Origin of the sequence: Spiroplasma ixodetis, assembly GCF_040369795.1 — a bacterium.
Classification (GTDB): Bacteria; Bacillota_I; Bacilli_A; order Mycoplasmatales; family VBWQ01; genus Spiroplasma_E; species Spiroplasma_E ixodetis_B.
In genome coordinates this window covers 1,181,726-1,198,211 of sequence record NZ_AP028955.1, presented here as the reverse complement: position 1 = coordinate 1,198,211, position 16,486 = coordinate 1,181,726, and the positions used below count along the sequence as shown (strand labels likewise).

The window sequence follows — 16,486 nt, the reverse complement described above, 5'->3', positions numbered from 1 at the left end:
AGATAGGATTTTATCTCCATTTATGTGATAAAATTTAAAAATAGTACATAAAGGGATAAAAGCCTAAAAAAATATAGACAAGAAATGATTAAAGACAATGAATGTATAGTATTTTATTCATAAAGATTAATGAGTTTGATTTCTTAAAAAATATTGTAAGAAGTATCTTTATCTTTAAAGGAATTAGCAAAAATATCAAATGCATTAAAAATGATAATACAATTAAAACAAAAATTATCTTTATTATAAAACAGTAAAGATAGTGATAACGATTTTTCAATAAAAGCAGAAGTAAATGAGAATTTACCAACATTATCGGTAGTAAATAAAAATAATGTTCATAAAAATGTACCAAATTTATAGTAAATAAAGATAATTAACAAATAATAATTTTATAAACTTATATAAGGTAACATCTAAAATTATTAGTAATATTAATACTCATTTTAAATTTATTTTTAAAAGGAGTATTTTCTAAATTATGATAAGTTATTATACTAATAATATCAAAAATAATTTTTTTACTTTATAATTAAAGTAGTGGAATCAAAAAATAAAGGAATGGTGGTATTTAATATGAGTGCATTACCGTTAAATATTATTTTGACTGTAATTTCAGCAGATATTGGAACAGTTATTGCTGAAATAGCGGTTTTATTCGGAATAACCATTTCTTTATTAATGACAATTCTTATTTTAATAGTTATGAATACTTTTATTCGTGGTAAAAAAGTTTGATGAACAACAAGAAATAAATCTCATATGAAACTACTAGCGACTTCAGAAAAGAGAATGTTAGCAAGTTTTTTAGCAGAAGCAGTGATTAGATTAGCAGAAGAAAAAATTGGAGCACTAATTACTATTGAAAGGAATGTTTCATTAAATGAATATACTGATTTGGGAGTAAAAATTGATGGCGAAGTTACTTCACAACTATTACAGTCTATTTTTATTAAAGGTTCACCATTGCATGATGGTGCAGTTATTATTCGTTTAGGTCGTATTGAATGTGCCTCTACTTATTTTCCACTAACTAATAAAAAAATATCTAGTCAATTTGGTTCACGTCATCGTGCTGCTATTGGAATATCAGAGCAAACCGATGCAGTATCAGTTATTGTCAGTGAAACTAATGGTTCTGTTTCAATAGCTCGTAGTGGTAAGTTTTTACAAGTTGAAAACTTAAATAATCTTGTTCGTGCACTATATGATGAATTAGCTTCAACTAAAGAAATGGTTCAACAAGTATAATAATGAAAAGTTTGTTATTAGTAGATATTGGTAATACATTAATTAAGATTGCTATGATTAATGATAGTGAAATTATTGAACAATGAGCAGTAATAGAAACCAAAAGTAAAACTGCAATTGATCAATTGAAAAAAGCATTTAAATTAAATAAAAAATTACATTTTGAAGAAGCTGTTATTAGTTGTGTTGTTCCAAATTTTTTAATAATAATAGAAAAATTAATTGTTTTTACATATAATTTAAAACCGTTAATTGTTGATTTTAATTTGCTAAGTTCTTTACCTTTAAAACTTAATTTAGAAAATCGCCAATTAGGTAGTGATTTGATAGCATTATCATATGCTTCTTATACTAAGTATCACAATGCGATAGTTGTTAGTTTGGGAACCGCTACTACCTATAGTATTGTTGTTAATGATGTTTTGGTTGGCGTTATTATTGGACCTGGATTTAGTACAAGTAAAGCAACATTGATTGATAATGTTGCTTTACTTGTCGATTTTGAAATGCAACATTATCAATCAATGTTAGGTAAAAATAATAATCATGCTTTATCAATTGGTTATGGTTATGGTTTTAGTGCAATGATTAATAGTATAGTTGTTAGAATTCAAAATGAAACAAATATTAGTTTACCTGTAATTTTAACAGGAGGTAGTGTACCGATTTTAAAATCTTATTTTGATTTTTCTTATATTTATGAACCACAAATGTTATTTTTAGGTTTAGTTGATATTATTAAATATTTCAGAAGTAATAATATATTAAAAGATTAATATCTTTTAATATATTTAAAATATAAGGAAAGGAGAAAAAAACTATGTTGATGTTAATAAAAATTTATAAATTAACTAGTGCACAAATTATTATAATAACTATTATTAGTTTATTAATTTTTACTATTATCGTTTTAACAAGTTTATTAGTAATTTTTAGTTCGTATAAAAATAAACAATTTATGGTTTATAAAAATTTGCAATATATTCAAAATATTAATATTAAAGAAAGATTAAATCGTATTAATCAAATGGTACAAGCAAATGAACAATATAGTTCTATTTTAGGAATTTGAATTAGTCGTTATAATCTTTTTTTAAAAAAAGATTTAAATAAGGTTTTTAAAAATTATATTCAAATTTTAAAATTACAAAATAATAAAGAATTATGAAAAAGATATAAATTAATGTATAGAATGCATAATAAGAGTAATAATTTAAAAAAGCAGTTGCAGTTATTAACAATTGAAATAGATTATTTTATTAGTATTGATCAATTATTACGAGAATATCAATTATTTTTTAAACAAAATTTTAATTATTTACAAGATCAAATGATCAAGATTAATTTACAAAACGATCTTAATCGAGAACAATTAGATGAAATTATTAAAATAATTAATGATATGTTTAAAGAATTAGAAACAAATATTAATGCTATTAATGTTAGTCAAATTATTACTATTTTAAGTGAGATTGCGATTGCTGTTGTAACATTGGCAGAAATTTTAGATAATTTACCAACACTTCGTTATATTATAACATATGAAATTAAACAGAAAATGGCTGCCTTAAAAAATAAATATCAAATGATAAAAATAAATAATACTTTACTTTTACAATACGAACAATTAGTAGCAAATGTTGATGAAAAGTTAAGTTTTATTAATAAACAAATTAATAATTTACAATACAAAAAAGCTAAGGTTAACACTCAAGAAATATTAAAATTAATTGCCACTTTTAGTAATAAAATTGATAAAGAACAAATTTTTTATAATATTTTAAAAAAAAATTATAAAAAATTTTTAGTTATGAGTTTTAATTTTAATGAAATATTTGAAACTATTAAAAATGAAATTACTATTTCAAATAAAATTAATTCTAAAATGATAGAAAATAGCAAAATAACTAACTTAGAAACTATTATTAATAAGCAACTTGCTTCTGTTAATCATTTTGATAATTTATTAATCATAGAACATCAAAAATCAATAAAAAATACTAGTTATGAAACATTAGTGATGTTATTAGCGGCGTTATTTGAAAATAGTATTGTTGTTTTTAATAGTTTAAAAGAGTATAATAAATTGTTGAATGAACAAAATAAAGCAAAAATTAAATTTAAAACTTATGTTGATAAAATCAATTCAATGATGTTACAAATTGATAATATTTTAAATAATATTAATTTTTATTATTTAAATGAAATTTATAAAGAAAAGTTTAGTGATTTACAATATTTAATAAATGATACTATTTTAAATTTTAAAAATGGAAATTATGATAATTCTTCTTTTAGTAAATTTAATGATTTACAAAATAAAATTTTTCATCTTTATACTGAATTAAAAATGGAAATTACTATTCATAAATTATCACATTTAACTCTTGTTTATGCTAACCGTCATCGTTCAATTAATCAGCAACTTAATAGTAAATTTAATGAAATTGAAAATAATATCACTAATAATCATAATCAAAAAGCATTAACATTATTATTGGAATTAATGGAATAAATTTTAAAAAAGAGGGAAATTAAATGGCACCAATTATTATTATTAGTTATGGTGAATTAACAACTAAAAGTAAAAATCGGATTGATTTTATTAAACAATTAAAAATAAATATTAAGTATGCTCTTAGTGATTATAAACAAATAAATATTACTCATTTTCATGATCGGATGGAACTAACCAATTTATCTCTTGATGTAATAGACATATTCCGTAAATAAATTTTTTAAAAGTCAATTAATAATTTAAAATTTATTTTATAATTTCTTTATTAATAAATTAATAAGGTGTTGATAAAAATGAATTTTGAAAATTTAAAAAAATTAAAAAATGAACAATTTTATAGATATTTTGGTATAAAAAGTTTTCATTTTGATGAAATGTTAACAAAATTAATTGAAATAGAAAATTTAAAAAAAACTAAAGGTAGAAAATATAAACTTTCAGTTGAAGAAAGATTGATGATGACTTTAGTATACTGAAAAGAATATTATACTTTTTCCAAATGAGTATTAAATATAAAATGAGTGCATCAAGTTGTTTTCGAAATATTACTTGAGTAGAAAATAAACTTAGTGATGACAAAGATTATCAGTTTTTAAAAACAAAATATAAATCAAAAATTGAGAAAAAACAAGAAGATTTAAATGAATTTCAATTTTATTTAATTGATTCAACTGAAATTGAAATTGAAAGATCAACTAAAAAAACTACAGTTAGAATATTTTTCTGGTAAAAGTTGAATGTTTTCTATAAAATTTCAAATTATATATGACTTTTTAATAAAAAAATTGTTGATATTTTTGCTGATAATGGAAAAGTACATGATTTTCAAATATTAAAAAATTCAAATCTTGAATTTTCAGAAAAAACAATAATTATTGGTGATTTGGGATATCAAGGAATACAAAATATTTATAAAAATACTATATTACCAATTAAAAAAACTAAAAATAAAAAATTAACTAAACAAGAAAAAATCTACAAAAAAATTATTTCAAAAATTAGAATTAAAGTTGAACATGTTTTTGCTTGATTAAAAAGATTCAAAATTTTAATAAATAAATGTAGAAAAAGTATATTTAGACTTATGTACTTAAGATTTAACTTACTTTGTGAAATTTTTAATAAAACAAAACCATTAAAATAAAAAAATATTTTTAATATTTTTTTAAAAATTTAAATTTTTATCAAGTTAATATAAAAATAATATTAACAATTTTTGTGTTTGAAATATAAATTTATTTTTAAAGTATTTTTTTAAAAATATTAACTTCTATAATTATTAACACTAAAAAATTTATAAATATTATTATTGACAATTGATTAAATTTATTTACGGAATATGTCTAATGAATGATGTTATTAATATTTTGGTGAAAATATTTGGTATTAGTTCATTATCACCTGCTTTTAGAATGGCCAAAAATATGGAAATATTATCAGAAAAAGTAATATCATTAATTTTAAGTCAAGATCTAACAAATTTTAAAACATTTAAACTTTTTGTTAGTCGTAGTGATAAGAGTTTCTCATTAAATTCAGAACAAATAGTTAAAATTATAGCTTCTATAATTTTAAAGAAAACAGATTTAAAAGTTAATGTTACTAATCATGATTTAAAAATAAATATCAAAGTTAATAAGGATGATATTTATTTATTTGCAAATAAAATTATTGGTGCTGGTGGATTTCCAGTAGGTATTTCAGGGAAAGTATTATTATTATTGAGCGGTGGTATTGATTCCCCTGTAGCAGCATATAAATTAATGAAACGAGGATTACAAGTTCAATATTTACATTTCGCTACTCCACCTTTTACTTTACCAACAGCATTAAAAAAAGTAGAAACTTTAGTTCAAATTTTAGCACCTTATAATGCCGGTAGTAAAAATTTATATATTTGCAATTTTACTAACTTGCAAAATGAATTAAGTCATATTAAGAAAGAAAGTTATCGTATTACTTTAATGCGTAGAATGTTTATTAGAATTGCTAGTTTATTTGCAGAAAAATATAAAATTAAAGCATTAGCAACTGGTGAAGCAATTGGTCAGGTCGCTTCACAAACATTAGCAAGTATTAATGCTATTAATATTGTTAGCAATTTACCAATTTTGCGTAGTTTAATTGTTGAAGATAAAGTTGATATTATTAATCTTGCTAAAAAAATTGGTACTTATGAAACATCAATTTTAACATTCGCTGATTGTTGTTCATTATTTGTTCCCAAAAACCCTGTTACACAACCAAAGATTAAAGAATGTGAACTTTTAGAAAATGATTTAAAGCAAATAATTGATTGAGAACAAATTTTAATAAATAGTTTTAAAGATATTGAAAAAATATAAATAAATCTATTAATAATTTAATAGTTTTAATAAATTGCAGTTTATTTATTTTAAATATAAAAAAAGAGTTAAAATTCACTCTTTTTATTATTTTTTATGGTAATGTTTAGTAATCTGTGTAACTTACAAAAATAACTATAGACATATTCCGTAAATAAATTTAATCAATTGTCAATAATAATATTTATAAATTTTTTAGTGTTAATAATTATAGAAGTTAATATTTTTTTATTTTAATGTTTTTGTTTTATTAAAAATTTCAAAAAGTAAGTTAAATCTTAAGTGCATAAGTCTAAATATACTTTTTCTACATTTATTTATTAAAATTTTGAATCTTTTTAATAAAACAAAAACATGTTCAACTTTAATTCTAATTTTTGAAATAATTTTATTGTAGATTTTTTCTTGTTTAGTTAATTTTTTATTTTTAGTTTTTTAATTGGTGATATAGTATTTTTATAAATATTTTGTATTCCTTGATATCCCAAATCGCCAATAATTATTGTTTTTTCTGAAAATTCAAGATTTGAATTTTTTAATATTTGAAAATCATGTACTTTTCCATTATCAGCAAAAATATCAACAATTTTTTTATTAAAAAAGTCATATATAATTTGAAATTTTATAGAAAACATTCAACTTTTACCATAAAAATATTCTAACTGTAGTTTTTTTTAGTTGGTCTTTCAATTTCAATTTCAGTTGAATCAATTAAATGAAATTGAAATTCATTTAAATATTCTTGTTTTTTCTCAATTTTTGATTTTCATTTTGTTTTTAAAAACTGATAATCTTTGTCATCACTAAGTTTATTTTCTACTCAAGTAATATTTCAAAAACAACTTGATGCACTCATTTTATATTTAATACTCATTTGGAAAAAAGTATAATATTCTTTTCAGTATACTAAAGTCATCATCAATCTTTCTTCAACTGAAAGTTTATATTTTATACCTTTACTTTTTTTTAAATTTTCTATTTCAATTAATTTTGTTAACATTTCATCAAAATGAAAACGTTTTATACCAAAATATCTATAAAATTGTTCATTTTTTAATTTTTTTAAATTTTCAAAATTCATTTTTATCAACACCTTATTAATTTATTAATAAAGAAATTATAAAATAAATTTTAAATTATTGATTGACTTTTAAAAAATTTATTTACGGAATATGTCTTATGTTTAATTAATTCTAGTAAATAAAATTAAATAACTAGAAAGAGTGAATTACGTATAGCTAACTAAAGTAATCTTTACTCATATCTTGAAAAATAAAATCAATCGCTTTTTTAATATTTGGCCAATAATTTGGTAATATTTTTCTTATATTATGTTTTATAGCAAATCAAAAATGTTCAATTGGATTTAAATTAGGAGAATATGGCGGAAGAAATAATAGTTTGCATCCAGCATTTTCAATTAATTGTTGTGTTAATTTAGATTTATGAAACGTTGCATTATCTAAAACTATAATTTGTCCACGCTTTAATACTGGAATTAGTATATTTTTTACATATGATTCAAAAATTTTACTGTTACAATGTCCTTCAAATGCTCATAGGGCTTTTAATTTACCTTTATTTAGTGAACCAATTATACTCATTCTTTTTATTTTATATGCGGGTTTATTGGTAATGTTTAGTGATCTGTGTAACTTACAAAAATAACTATAGACATATTCCGTAAATAAATTTAATCAATTGTCAATAATAATATTTATAAATTTTTTAGTGTTAATAATTATAGAAGTTAATATTTTTAAAAAAATACTTTAAAAATAAATTTATATTTCAAACACAAAAATTGTTAATATTATTTTTATATTAACTTGATAAAAATTTAAATTTTTAAAAAAATATTAAAAATATTTTTTTATTTTAATGGTTTTGTTTTATTAAAAATTTCACAAAGTAAGTTAAATCTTAAGTACATAAGTCTAAATATACTTTTTCTACATTTATTTATTAAAATTTTGAATCTTTTTAATCAAGCAAAAACATGTTCAACTTTAATTATAATTTTTGAAATAATTTTATTGTAGATTTTTTCTTGTTTAGTTAATTTTTTATTTTTAGTTTTTTTAATTGGTAATATAGTATTTTTATAAATATTTTGTATTCCTTGATATCCCAAATCACCAATAATTATTGTTTTTTCTGAAAATTCAAGATTTGAATTTTTTAATATTTGAAAATCATGTACTTTTCCATTATCAGCAAAAATATCAACAATTTTTTTATTAAAAAAGTCATATATAATTTGAAATTTTATAGAAAACATTCAACTTTTACCAGAAAAATATTCTAACTGTAGTTTTTTTAGTTGGTCTTTCAATTTCAATTTCAGTTGAATCAATTAAATAAAATTGAAATTCATTTAAATCTTCTTGTTTTTTCTCAATTTTTGATTTATATTTTGTTTTTAAAAACTGATAATCTTTGTCATCACTAAGTTTATTTTCTACTAAAGTAATATTTCGAAAACAACTTGATGCACTCATTTTATATTTAATACTCATTTGGAAAAAAGTATAATATTCTTTTCAGTATACTAAAGTCATCATCAATCTTTCTTCAACTGAAAGTTTATATTTTCTACCTTTAGTTTTTTTAAATTTTCTATTTCAATTAATTTTGTTAACATTTCATCAAAATGAAAACGTTTTATACCAAAATATCTATAAAATTGTTCATTTTTTAATTTTTTTAAATTTTCAAAATTCATTTTTATCAACACCTTATTAATTTATTAATAAATAAATTATAAAATAAATTTTAAATTATTAATTGACTTTTAAAAAATTTATTTACGGAATATGTCTTATGTTTAATTAATTATAGTAAATAAAATTAAATAACTAGAAAGAGTTAGTTACTTATGTCTAAAAAACAAAATATTAATAATAATGATCCAATATCAAAAGCAGTAGATTTATTACTAGAAAATACTGAAGATTTAACAAAAGTTTTTAAAGAGGGAGGTTTGTATAAAGAATTAACAAAAAGATTAGTTGAAAAAATGTTGAATTCTGAAATGCAAAATTATTTAGGATATGAAAAAAATCAACATAATAATAGTGATAATGCTCGTAATGGTATAAGTTCAAAAAAATTAATAACTCAACAAGGTAAAATTGAGATTAATGTACCACGAGATCGTAATAGTAATTTTGAGCCAGTAATAGTTGCAAAAAGACAAAGAAGATTTGATGGTTTTGATCAACAAGTTCTTTCGTTATATGCCAAAGGCATGACTTTATCAGATATTAGAATGCAGGAGGCTTTTTAAAAATCTGTGTATCTTTTTACAAAGTTACTAGTTTAGATTAATTCTATCTTCAAATTTTATCATAAAATGAGCAATTGCTGTATTTCAATTTTGAGTGGGAAGTGTTCATTTTTTTGTTATATTTTCAATTGCTAAGTAAAATATTTTAAAAACTGCCATATCATTTGGAAAAACTTTTTTATTTCTAATAACTTTTCGTAATTAACTATTAACAGATTCAATAGCATTTGTTGTATAAATCACTCTTTTGATTTCTGCAGGATAACTAATAAAAACCATTAAATTATCTCAATTTTTATATCATGATTTAGCAATTTGAGGATATTGTTTATTTCATTTACTTTCAAAAGATTCTAAAGCTTGCATTGCTTGTTCTTCGCTACATGCACTATAAATTGGTTTTAAATCTGTAACTAGTGATTTTCTATGTTTGTATGAAACATATTTTAAACTATTTCTAATTTGATGAACTATGCATAATTGATGTTTGGTTTTAGGATAAACTGATTGTATTGCTTCTGACATTCCTGTTAAATTGTCACTACAAGCAATAATAATATCATTTAAGCCTCGATTTTTCATTTCTGTGAAATTAGATAATCAAAACTTAGAACCTTCATTTTCACTAATTCATAAACCTAAAATATCTTTTTTACCTTCTAAATCAACTCCTAGTGCTATATAAACTGATTTGTTAATAATGAGTTTATCTTGTCGTACTTTAACTACTATACAATCAAAATAAACAATCGGATAAACACTTTCTAATGGCCGATTTTGTCATGCTTTAACATCATCAATAAAATCATCAGTAATTTGACTAATAACACTTTCACTAATATCAGCACCATGATATAACTCTTGTAACTGCATTCTAATATCTGATAAAGTCATGCCTTTGGCATATAACGAAAGAACTTGTTGATCAAAACCATCAAATCTTCTTTGTCTTTTTGCAACTATTACTGGTCCAAAATTACTATTACGATCTCGTGGTACATTAATCTCAATTTTACCTTGTTGAGTTATTAATTTTTTTGAACTTATACCATTACGAGCATTATCACTATTATTATGTTGATTTTTTTCATATCCTAAATAATTTTGCATTTCAAAATTCAACATTTTTTCAACTAATCTTTTTGTTAATTCTTTATATAAACCTCCCTCTTTAAAAACTGTTGTTAAATCTTCAGTATTTTTTAATAATAAATCTACTGCTTTTGATATTGGATCATTATTATTAATATTTTGTTTTTTAGACATACGTAACTCACTCTTTCTAGTTATTTAATTTTATTTACTAGAATTAATTAAACATTAGACATATTCCGTAAATAAATTTTTTAAAAGTCAATTAATAATTTAAAATTTATTTTATAATTTCTTTATTAATAAAAAAATAAGGTGTTGATAAAAATTAATTTTGAAAATTTAAAAAAATTAAAAAATGAACAATTTTATAGATATTTTGTTATAAAACGTTTTCATTTTGATGAAATGTTAACAAAATTAATTGAAATAGAAAATTTAAAAAAAACTAAAGGTAGAAAATATAAACTTTCAGTTGAAGAAAGATTGATGATGACTTTAGTATACTGAAAAGAATATTATACTTTTTTCCAAATGAGTATTAAATATAAAATGAGTGCATCAAGTTGTTTTCGAAATATTACTTGAGTAGAAAATAAACTTAGTGATGACAAAGATTATCAGTTTTTAAAAACAAAATATAAATCAAAAATTGATAAAAAACAAGAATATTTAAATGAATTTCAATTTTATTTAATTGATTCAACTGAAATTGAAATTGAAAGACCAACTAAAAAAAACTACAGTTAGAATATTTTTCTGGTAAAAGTTGAATGTTTTCTATAAAATTTCAAATTATATATGACTTTTTTAATAACAAAATTGTTGATATTTTTGCTGATAATGGAAAATTACATGATTTTCAAATATTAAAAAATTCAAATCTTGAATTTTCAGAAAAAACAATAATTATTGGTGATTTGGGATATCAAGGAATACAAAATATTTATAAAAATACTATATTACCAATTAAAAAAACTAAAAATAAAAAATTAACTAAACAAGAAAAAATCTACAATAAAATTATTTCAAAAATTAGAATTAAAGTTGAACATGTTTTTGCTTGATTAAAAAGATTCAAAATTTTAATAAATAAATGTAGAAAAAGTATATTTAGACTTATGTACTTAAGATTTAACTTACTTTGTGAAATTTTTAATAAAACAAAACCATTAAAATAAAAAAATATTAAAAATATTTTTTAAAAATTTAAATTTTTATCAAGTTAATATAAAAATAATATTAACAATTTTTGTGTTTGAAATATAAATTTATTTTTAAAGTATTTTTTTAAAAATATTAACTTCTATAATTATTAACACTAAAAAATTTATAAATATTATTATTGACAATTGATTAAATTTATTTACGGAATATGTCTAATGAAGATTTAGTATATATTGATGAATCTTGAATTGATGATAATGAATTTTATAAATATGGTTGATCTGAAAAAGGTAAAAGATTATTTGATAATAAACCCTCATATAAAATAAAAAGAATGAGTATAATTGGTTCACTAAATAAAGGTAAATTAAAAGCCCTATGAGCATTTGAAGGACATTGCAACAGTAAAATTTTTGAATCATATGTAAAAAATATACTAATTCCAGTATTAAAGCGTGGACAAATTATAGTTTTAGATAATGCAACGTTTCATAAATCTAAATTAACACAACAATTAATTGAAAATGCTGGATGCAAACTATTATTTCTTCCACCATATTCTCCTAATTTAAATCCAATTGAACATTTTTGATTTGCTATAAAACATAATATAAGAAAAATATTACCAAATTATTGACCAAATATTAAAAAAGCGATTGATTTTGTTTTTCAATATATGAGTAAACATTACTTTAGTTAGCTATATATTATTTACACGAGAAATATATATTTAACATCTAAAATACCTAAAAGATCTATCACAAATATTAATATTATATTAAGTTTCTTTAATTGAAAATAATTATCCCTAAGTCAATTAAATATAAAATTAGCAGTTACTACTTGAAACTGCTAATTTTATTTGTTAGTATATTAATATGATTAGCAATCAAGTAATTATAGTGCTAAAAAGAGGAGTGACATTATGCAATTAAATGAAATTTCTAACTATAGTAATGACCCTAAAATTCTTGATAAATTTGCTCGTAATCTAATTGTACAAGCTAAAACAGGAAAAATGGATCCTATTATTGGACGTTATGAAGATATTCGTAAAGTAGAAGAAATACTCTCACGAAAAACTAAAAACAACCCCGTCTTAATCGGTTTACCTGGTATTGGTAAAACCGCTATTATTGAAGGTTTAGCCCAACGTATTGTTCGTGGTGATGTTCCTAGTAACTTAAAAGATAAAATTATTTATGAACTAGATATGGGAGCACTAATTGCTGGCGCTAAATTCCAAGGTGAGTTTGAAGAACGATTAAAAGCGGTTATTAACCAAATTAAAAATTCTAATGGAAAAATTATTTTATTTATTGATGAACTACATTTAATTGTTGGTGCTGGTAGAACACAAGGTTCAATGGATGCTTCTAATTTACTAAAACCAATGTTAGCGCGTGGTGAGCTACGTTGTATTGGCGCCACAACACTTGACGAATATCGTCAATACATTGAAAAAGATGCAGCCCTTGAACGAAGATTTCGTAAGATGATTATTAAAGAACCAACAACAGAAGATACAACTGCTATCTTACGTGGTTTAAAAGAACGTTTTGAAGCTTATCATGGTGTAAAAATTCATGATAGTGCATTACGAGAAGCTGTTTATCTATCTAATAAATATATTAATGATCGTTACTTACCTGATAAAGCAATTGACTTAATTGATGAAGCTTGTGCTAGTATTAAAACTGAAATTGCTTCGGTTCCTAGTGATTTAGATGATATAAGAAGAAAAGTCTTACAATTAAAAATTGAACAAGCAGCCTTAAGCAAAGAAAAAGATGAAAACTCGCAAACAAGACTAATTGAAGTCGATAAACAATTAAAAACTAAAAAAAATACTTTACAACAATTAGAAGATAAATGAATCAAAGAAAAGTCAGCATTAGACCATATTACTAGTTTAAAAAATAAATTAGAAAATGCTAAATCAGAACTAGAATTGTATCAATTATCAGGTAATTTTACAAAAGCTGGTGAACTACAATATAGTATTATTCCCAACTTAGAAAAAGAACTTAAAGATAGTGAAAATATAAAAAAAGATAATCCTTTACTACGCGAAGATGTTACTAGTGAAGATATTGGAAAAGTTGTTGCAAAATGAACCGGCATTCCTGTTACTCGTTTATTAGCAACCGAAAAAGAAAAATTATTAAAATTACCCTTAACTTTAAATACGAGAATTAAAGGTCAAAGTAATGCCCTACAGTTGGTAAGTGATGCTTTAATTAGAGCTCGTGCTGGTATTAAAGATCCCAATCGCCCAATTGGTTCATTTATTTTCTTGGGTCCAACCGGTGTTGGAAAAACTGAAGTTGCCAGAACCTTAGCTGATATTTTATTTGATAGCGAAAAAAATATGGTTCGTATTGATATGTCAGAATTTATGGAAAAACACGCAGTTAGCAAATTACTAGGTTCACCTCCTGGCTATGTTGGCTATGAAAATGGTGGACAATTAACCGAAAAAGTAAGAAGAAATCCTTACAGTATCATTCTTTTTGATGAAATCGAAAAAGCCCATCCTGAAGTATTAAATATTTTATTACAAATTCTTGATGAAGGTAGAATTACAGACAGTCACGGTCTCTTAATTGACTTTAAAAACGCAATAATTATTATGACTTCAAATCTTGGTTCACAAGAACTATTAAGTGGTAAAGATAACAGTAAAGAACAAGCATTAAATATCTTAAAAAAATCATTTCGACCAGAATTTATTAATCGAATTGATGAAATTGTTATCTTCAATCCATTAAGTAAAAAAGTAATAACAGAAATTATTATTAAAGAATTAGATACTTTATTATTACGATTAAGACAAGAAAAAAATTTACAATTATCTTATGAATCAGAAGTAGTTAATAAAATACTAAAAGATGCTTATGATGAAGAATATGGCGCACGACCGATTAAACGATATATTCAACACCATATTGAAACTATTATCGCACAAGCTATTATTAAAGAAGAACTAATACCCCACAAACGAATGGTAATTACTATCAATAAAGACAATATGTTTATTCTCAGTAAAAAAATAAAATTCAATTAAGTCTTGATATTATTGCACTCTCAGTTATAATTATATAAGTATTGGCATTCAATGTTAATGAATGCTAAAAAAGGTGGTGAACAATGTTAAGTAACAGACAATCACAAATTTTAAAAATCATTGTTGAAAAATATATTAAAACAGGATTACCAATTGGTAGCAAAACTATTTTAGAAAATAATAACAATATTAATTTTTCTAGTGCTACTATTCGTAATGAATGTGTTGAATTAGAAACATTAGGATTATTAGAAAAAGCACATAGTTCTAGTGGTCGTATTCCTTCAACAAAAGGTTATCGCCATTATGTTGATAATTTAATGAATATGGGTGAACACCAAGAAATAGAAATCTTGAAGAAAAAAATAGCAGAAGTATTTAATAACCGTAACTTAGTAATTACCGAAGTATTAAATAAAACTAGTAGTATTTTAAGTGAAATGACTAATTTGATTAGTATTGTTACTGGCCCTAATCTTAATGAAGATACTTTAAAGAAAATTGAATTAATACCGATTAGTAATGATAATGCTTTAACAATTTGTATTACTAGTAATGGTCATGTTCAAAACAAAACGTTTAATATTCAAGAAACATCATTAACCGATTTATCAATTGCTATTGATATTTTTAACACCAGATTAATTGGTACTAAAATTAGTGAAATTAGTGAGAAAGTAAATTTATTAAAACCAATTCTTGAACAACAAGTACAAAAATCAGAATATATTATTCAAGGATTTGTTAACACTTTAATTAATTTCTCACGACCACTATCAACAACACACGGTGTTCAATATATGTTAGAAAATCCTGAATTTAATGATATTAATAAGGTTAAAACAATTATTAAATTCATTGAATCACAATCACCATGAATGTATTTTGATCAATTAAATAATAATCAACTACAAATTAAAATTGGTGAAGAACTGGGCAATGAAAATAACGATATGGCAATGATTACTACTACTTTTAAAGTTCATGATGGTGAACAAGGACAAATTGCAATTGTTGGACCTAAACGTTTAGAATATGAAAAACTAACTGAAATTCTAAATTGGATTAATCAAACATTGATTAAAAACTTTAAATAGAAATGAGATGATAAAATGACAAAAGCTAAAAAAGATAACATTGATAACGTATCAGCAACAGAAACTAAAGATACAACTATTTCAACTCCTGTTACTGAAACACCAGTAAGTGTTGAAGAAGAAAAAATATCATTAAATAAAGAAATCGAATTAGAAACAAAAATTAAAGAATTAACAACAGAACTTAATAAAATTAATTCACAGCAAAAGCAATTAATGCTAGCTACTAGATTAAATACCATTAAAGAATTAGAAATTCAAAATCAAGAACACATTAAATATGCTAATCAAAAAATTATTAAAGATTTAGTTCATACTTTATTAAATTTCCAACGAGCACTAAACTTTAAAACTGATAATGCAGCTGTTCAAAATTTTCTAGTTGGTTTTAAATTTATCTATGAAGAATTAATTAAAGCACTTGGTAAAGAGGGTTTAAAAGAAATTACTGCTAAAGTTGGAGATCAATTTAATTCTCAACAACATGAGGCAGTAGAAATTATTAATGATAATACAAACAATGTTTATCAAAATGTAAAAAATAATACTATTGTTGAAGTTATAGTTAATGGTTATGAATTGCATAATCGTGTCATTAGCACCACTAAAGTTAAAGTTTTTCAAACTAAAGAAGAAAAAACAGAAACAAAGAAAAATTAA

Annotated in this window: 22 protein-coding genes and 1 pseudogene; 15 read left to right on the top strand and 8 right to left on the bottom strand. The window is 22.1% G+C overall.

Going from position 1 to position 16,486, the window contains the following annotated elements; translation table 4 throughout:
- The first annotated feature begins 576 nt into the window (after positions 1 to 576).
- The 8 genes from ABWV63_RS08420 to thiI all read left to right on the top strand — a co-directional run bounded on the left by ABWV63_RS08420 (position 577) and on the right by thiI (position 6,114).
- Positions 577 to 1,251 (top strand): DNA integrity scanning protein DisA nucleotide-binding domain protein, encoded by a 675-nt coding sequence (locus ABWV63_RS08420; RefSeq protein ID WP_353305988.1) that lies wholly within the window; start codon positions 577 to 579, stop codon positions 1,249 to 1,251.
- 2 nt (positions 1,252 to 1,253) lie between these two features.
- Positions 1,254 to 2,027, top strand: a complete 774-nt coding sequence (locus ABWV63_RS08415; protein ID WP_353305987.1) for a type III pantothenate kinase — start codon at positions 1,254 to 1,256, stop codon at positions 2,025 to 2,027.
- Between the two features lie 44 nt (positions 2,028 to 2,071).
- Complete coding sequence (locus ABWV63_RS08410) at positions 2,072 to 3,766, top strand: hypothetical protein (RefSeq protein WP_353305986.1); 1,695 nt, start codon at positions 2,072 to 2,074, stop codon at positions 3,764 to 3,766.
- 23 nt (positions 3,767 to 3,789) lie between these two features.
- A complete protein-coding gene (locus tag ABWV63_RS08405; protein ID WP_353305985.1) occupies positions 3,790 to 3,984 on the top strand; it encodes a hypothetical protein in 195 nt (64 codons plus the stop codon).
- Positions 3,985 to 4,062: 78 nt separating this feature from the next.
- Positions 4,063 to 4,326: a hypothetical protein gene (locus ABWV63_RS08400; RefSeq protein ID WP_353305984.1), complete on the top strand. Its 264-nt coding sequence runs from the start codon at positions 4,063 to 4,065 to the stop codon at positions 4,324 to 4,326.
- Complete coding sequence (locus ABWV63_RS08395) at positions 4,269 to 4,499, top strand: hypothetical protein (protein WP_353305983.1); 231 nt, start codon at positions 4,269 to 4,271, stop codon at positions 4,497 to 4,499. The genes ABWV63_RS08400 and ABWV63_RS08395 overlap by 58 nt, the downstream gene beginning before the upstream one ends.
- 3 nt (positions 4,500 to 4,502) lie before the next feature.
- Positions 4,503 to 4,913 (top strand): transposase family protein, encoded by a 411-nt coding sequence (locus tag ABWV63_RS08390; protein ID WP_353305982.1) that lies wholly within the window; start codon positions 4,503 to 4,505, stop codon positions 4,911 to 4,913.
- A 202-nt stretch (positions 4,914 to 5,115) separates the two neighbouring features.
- Positions 5,116 to 6,114 carry a tRNA uracil 4-sulfurtransferase ThiI gene (gene thiI / locus ABWV63_RS08385; RefSeq protein ID WP_353305981.1) on the top strand — a complete coding sequence of 333 codons (999 nt, stop codon included), beginning with the start codon at positions 5,116 to 5,118 and terminating at the stop codon, positions 6,112 to 6,114.
- Positions 6,115 to 6,342: 228 nt separating this feature from the next.
- On the opposite strand, the gene ABWV63_RS08380 is transcribed toward thiI, so the two are convergent.
- From ABWV63_RS08380 to ABWV63_RS08350, 7 genes are all read right to left on the bottom strand, one after another.
- The gene (locus ABWV63_RS08380) at positions 6,343 to 6,489 is read right to left on the bottom strand and encodes a hypothetical protein (RefSeq protein ID WP_353307224.1); all 147 of its coding nucleotides are present in this window, start codon (positions 6,487 to 6,489) and stop codon (positions 6,343 to 6,345) included.
- A gap of 38 nt (positions 6,490 to 6,527) precedes the next feature.
- Positions 6,528 to 6,749 (bottom strand): transposase, encoded by a 222-nt coding sequence (locus ABWV63_RS08375; protein WP_353305980.1) that lies wholly within the window; start codon positions 6,747 to 6,749, stop codon positions 6,528 to 6,530.
- Between the two features lie 23 nt (positions 6,750 to 6,772).
- Positions 6,773 to 7,195 carry a transposase family protein gene (locus tag ABWV63_RS08370; RefSeq protein WP_353305979.1) on the bottom strand — a complete coding sequence of 141 codons (423 nt, stop codon included), beginning with the start codon at positions 7,193 to 7,195 and terminating at the stop codon, positions 6,773 to 6,775.
- A gap of 157 nt (positions 7,196 to 7,352) precedes the next feature.
- Positions 7,353 to 7,718 carry a transposase gene (locus tag ABWV63_RS08365; protein WP_353305978.1) on the bottom strand — a complete coding sequence of 122 codons (366 nt, stop codon included), beginning with the start codon at positions 7,716 to 7,718 and terminating at the stop codon, positions 7,353 to 7,355.
- A gap of 269 nt (positions 7,719 to 7,987) precedes the next feature.
- Positions 7,988 to 8,395, bottom strand: coding sequence for a transposase family protein (locus ABWV63_RS08360; RefSeq protein ID WP_353305977.1), 408 nt, complete (start codon positions 8,393 to 8,395; stop codon positions 7,988 to 7,990).
- Positions 8,396 to 8,402: 7 nt separating this feature from the next.
- Positions 8,403 to 8,681, bottom strand: coding sequence for a transposase family protein (locus ABWV63_RS08355; protein ID WP_353305976.1), 279 nt, complete (start codon positions 8,679 to 8,681; stop codon positions 8,403 to 8,405).
- Positions 8,666 to 8,839 carry a hypothetical protein gene (locus ABWV63_RS08350; RefSeq protein ID WP_353305528.1) on the bottom strand — a complete coding sequence of 58 codons (174 nt, stop codon included), beginning with the start codon at positions 8,837 to 8,839 and terminating at the stop codon, positions 8,666 to 8,668. Before ABWV63_RS08350 ends, ABWV63_RS08355 begins: the two co-directional genes overlap by 16 nt.
- Before the next feature lie 153 nt (positions 8,840 to 8,992).
- Between ABWV63_RS08350 and ABWV63_RS08345 the strand changes: the two genes are divergently transcribed.
- Entirely contained in the window at positions 8,993 to 9,403 is a 411-nt protein-coding gene (locus ABWV63_RS08345) for a transposase (protein ID WP_353305975.1), read from the top strand.
- Between the two features lie 27 nt (positions 9,404 to 9,430).
- Here ABWV63_RS08345 and ABWV63_RS08340 read toward each other — a convergent pair.
- Positions 9,431 to 10,669: pseudogene (locus tag ABWV63_RS08340) on the bottom strand (IS256 family transposase).
- A gap of 144 nt (positions 10,670 to 10,813) precedes the next feature.
- On the opposite strand from ABWV63_RS08340, the gene ABWV63_RS08335 reads away from it, so the two are divergent.
- The 6 genes from ABWV63_RS08335 (at position 10,814) to ABWV63_RS08310 (ending at position 16,486) form a co-directional block, all read left to right on the top strand.
- Positions 10,814 to 11,245, top strand: coding sequence for a transposase family protein (locus ABWV63_RS08335; RefSeq protein WP_353305974.1), 432 nt, complete (start codon positions 10,814 to 10,816; stop codon positions 11,243 to 11,245).
- Between the two features lie 23 nt (positions 11,246 to 11,268).
- A complete protein-coding gene (locus ABWV63_RS08330; protein ID WP_353305657.1) occupies positions 11,269 to 11,676 on the top strand; it encodes a transposase family protein in 408 nt (135 codons plus the stop codon).
- A 194-nt stretch (positions 11,677 to 11,870) separates the two neighbouring features.
- The gene (locus ABWV63_RS08325) at positions 11,871 to 12,362 is read left to right on the top strand and encodes an IS630 family transposase (RefSeq protein ID WP_353305973.1); all 492 of its coding nucleotides are present in this window, start codon (positions 11,871 to 11,873) and stop codon (positions 12,360 to 12,362) included.
- Between the two features lie 225 nt (positions 12,363 to 12,587).
- Positions 12,588 to 14,729: an AAA family ATPase gene (locus ABWV63_RS08320; RefSeq protein ID WP_353305972.1), complete on the top strand. Its 2,142-nt coding sequence runs from the start codon at positions 12,588 to 12,590 to the stop codon at positions 14,727 to 14,729.
- An 83-nt stretch (positions 14,730 to 14,812) separates the two neighbouring features.
- Positions 14,813 to 15,826, top strand: a complete 1,014-nt coding sequence (hrcA, locus tag ABWV63_RS08315; protein ID WP_353305971.1) for a heat-inducible transcriptional repressor HrcA — start codon at positions 14,813 to 14,815, stop codon at positions 15,824 to 15,826.
- Between the two features lie 15 nt (positions 15,827 to 15,841).
- Positions 15,842 to 16,486, top strand: coding sequence for a nucleotide exchange factor GrpE (locus ABWV63_RS08310; protein ID WP_353305970.1), 645 nt, complete (start codon positions 15,842 to 15,844; stop codon positions 16,484 to 16,486).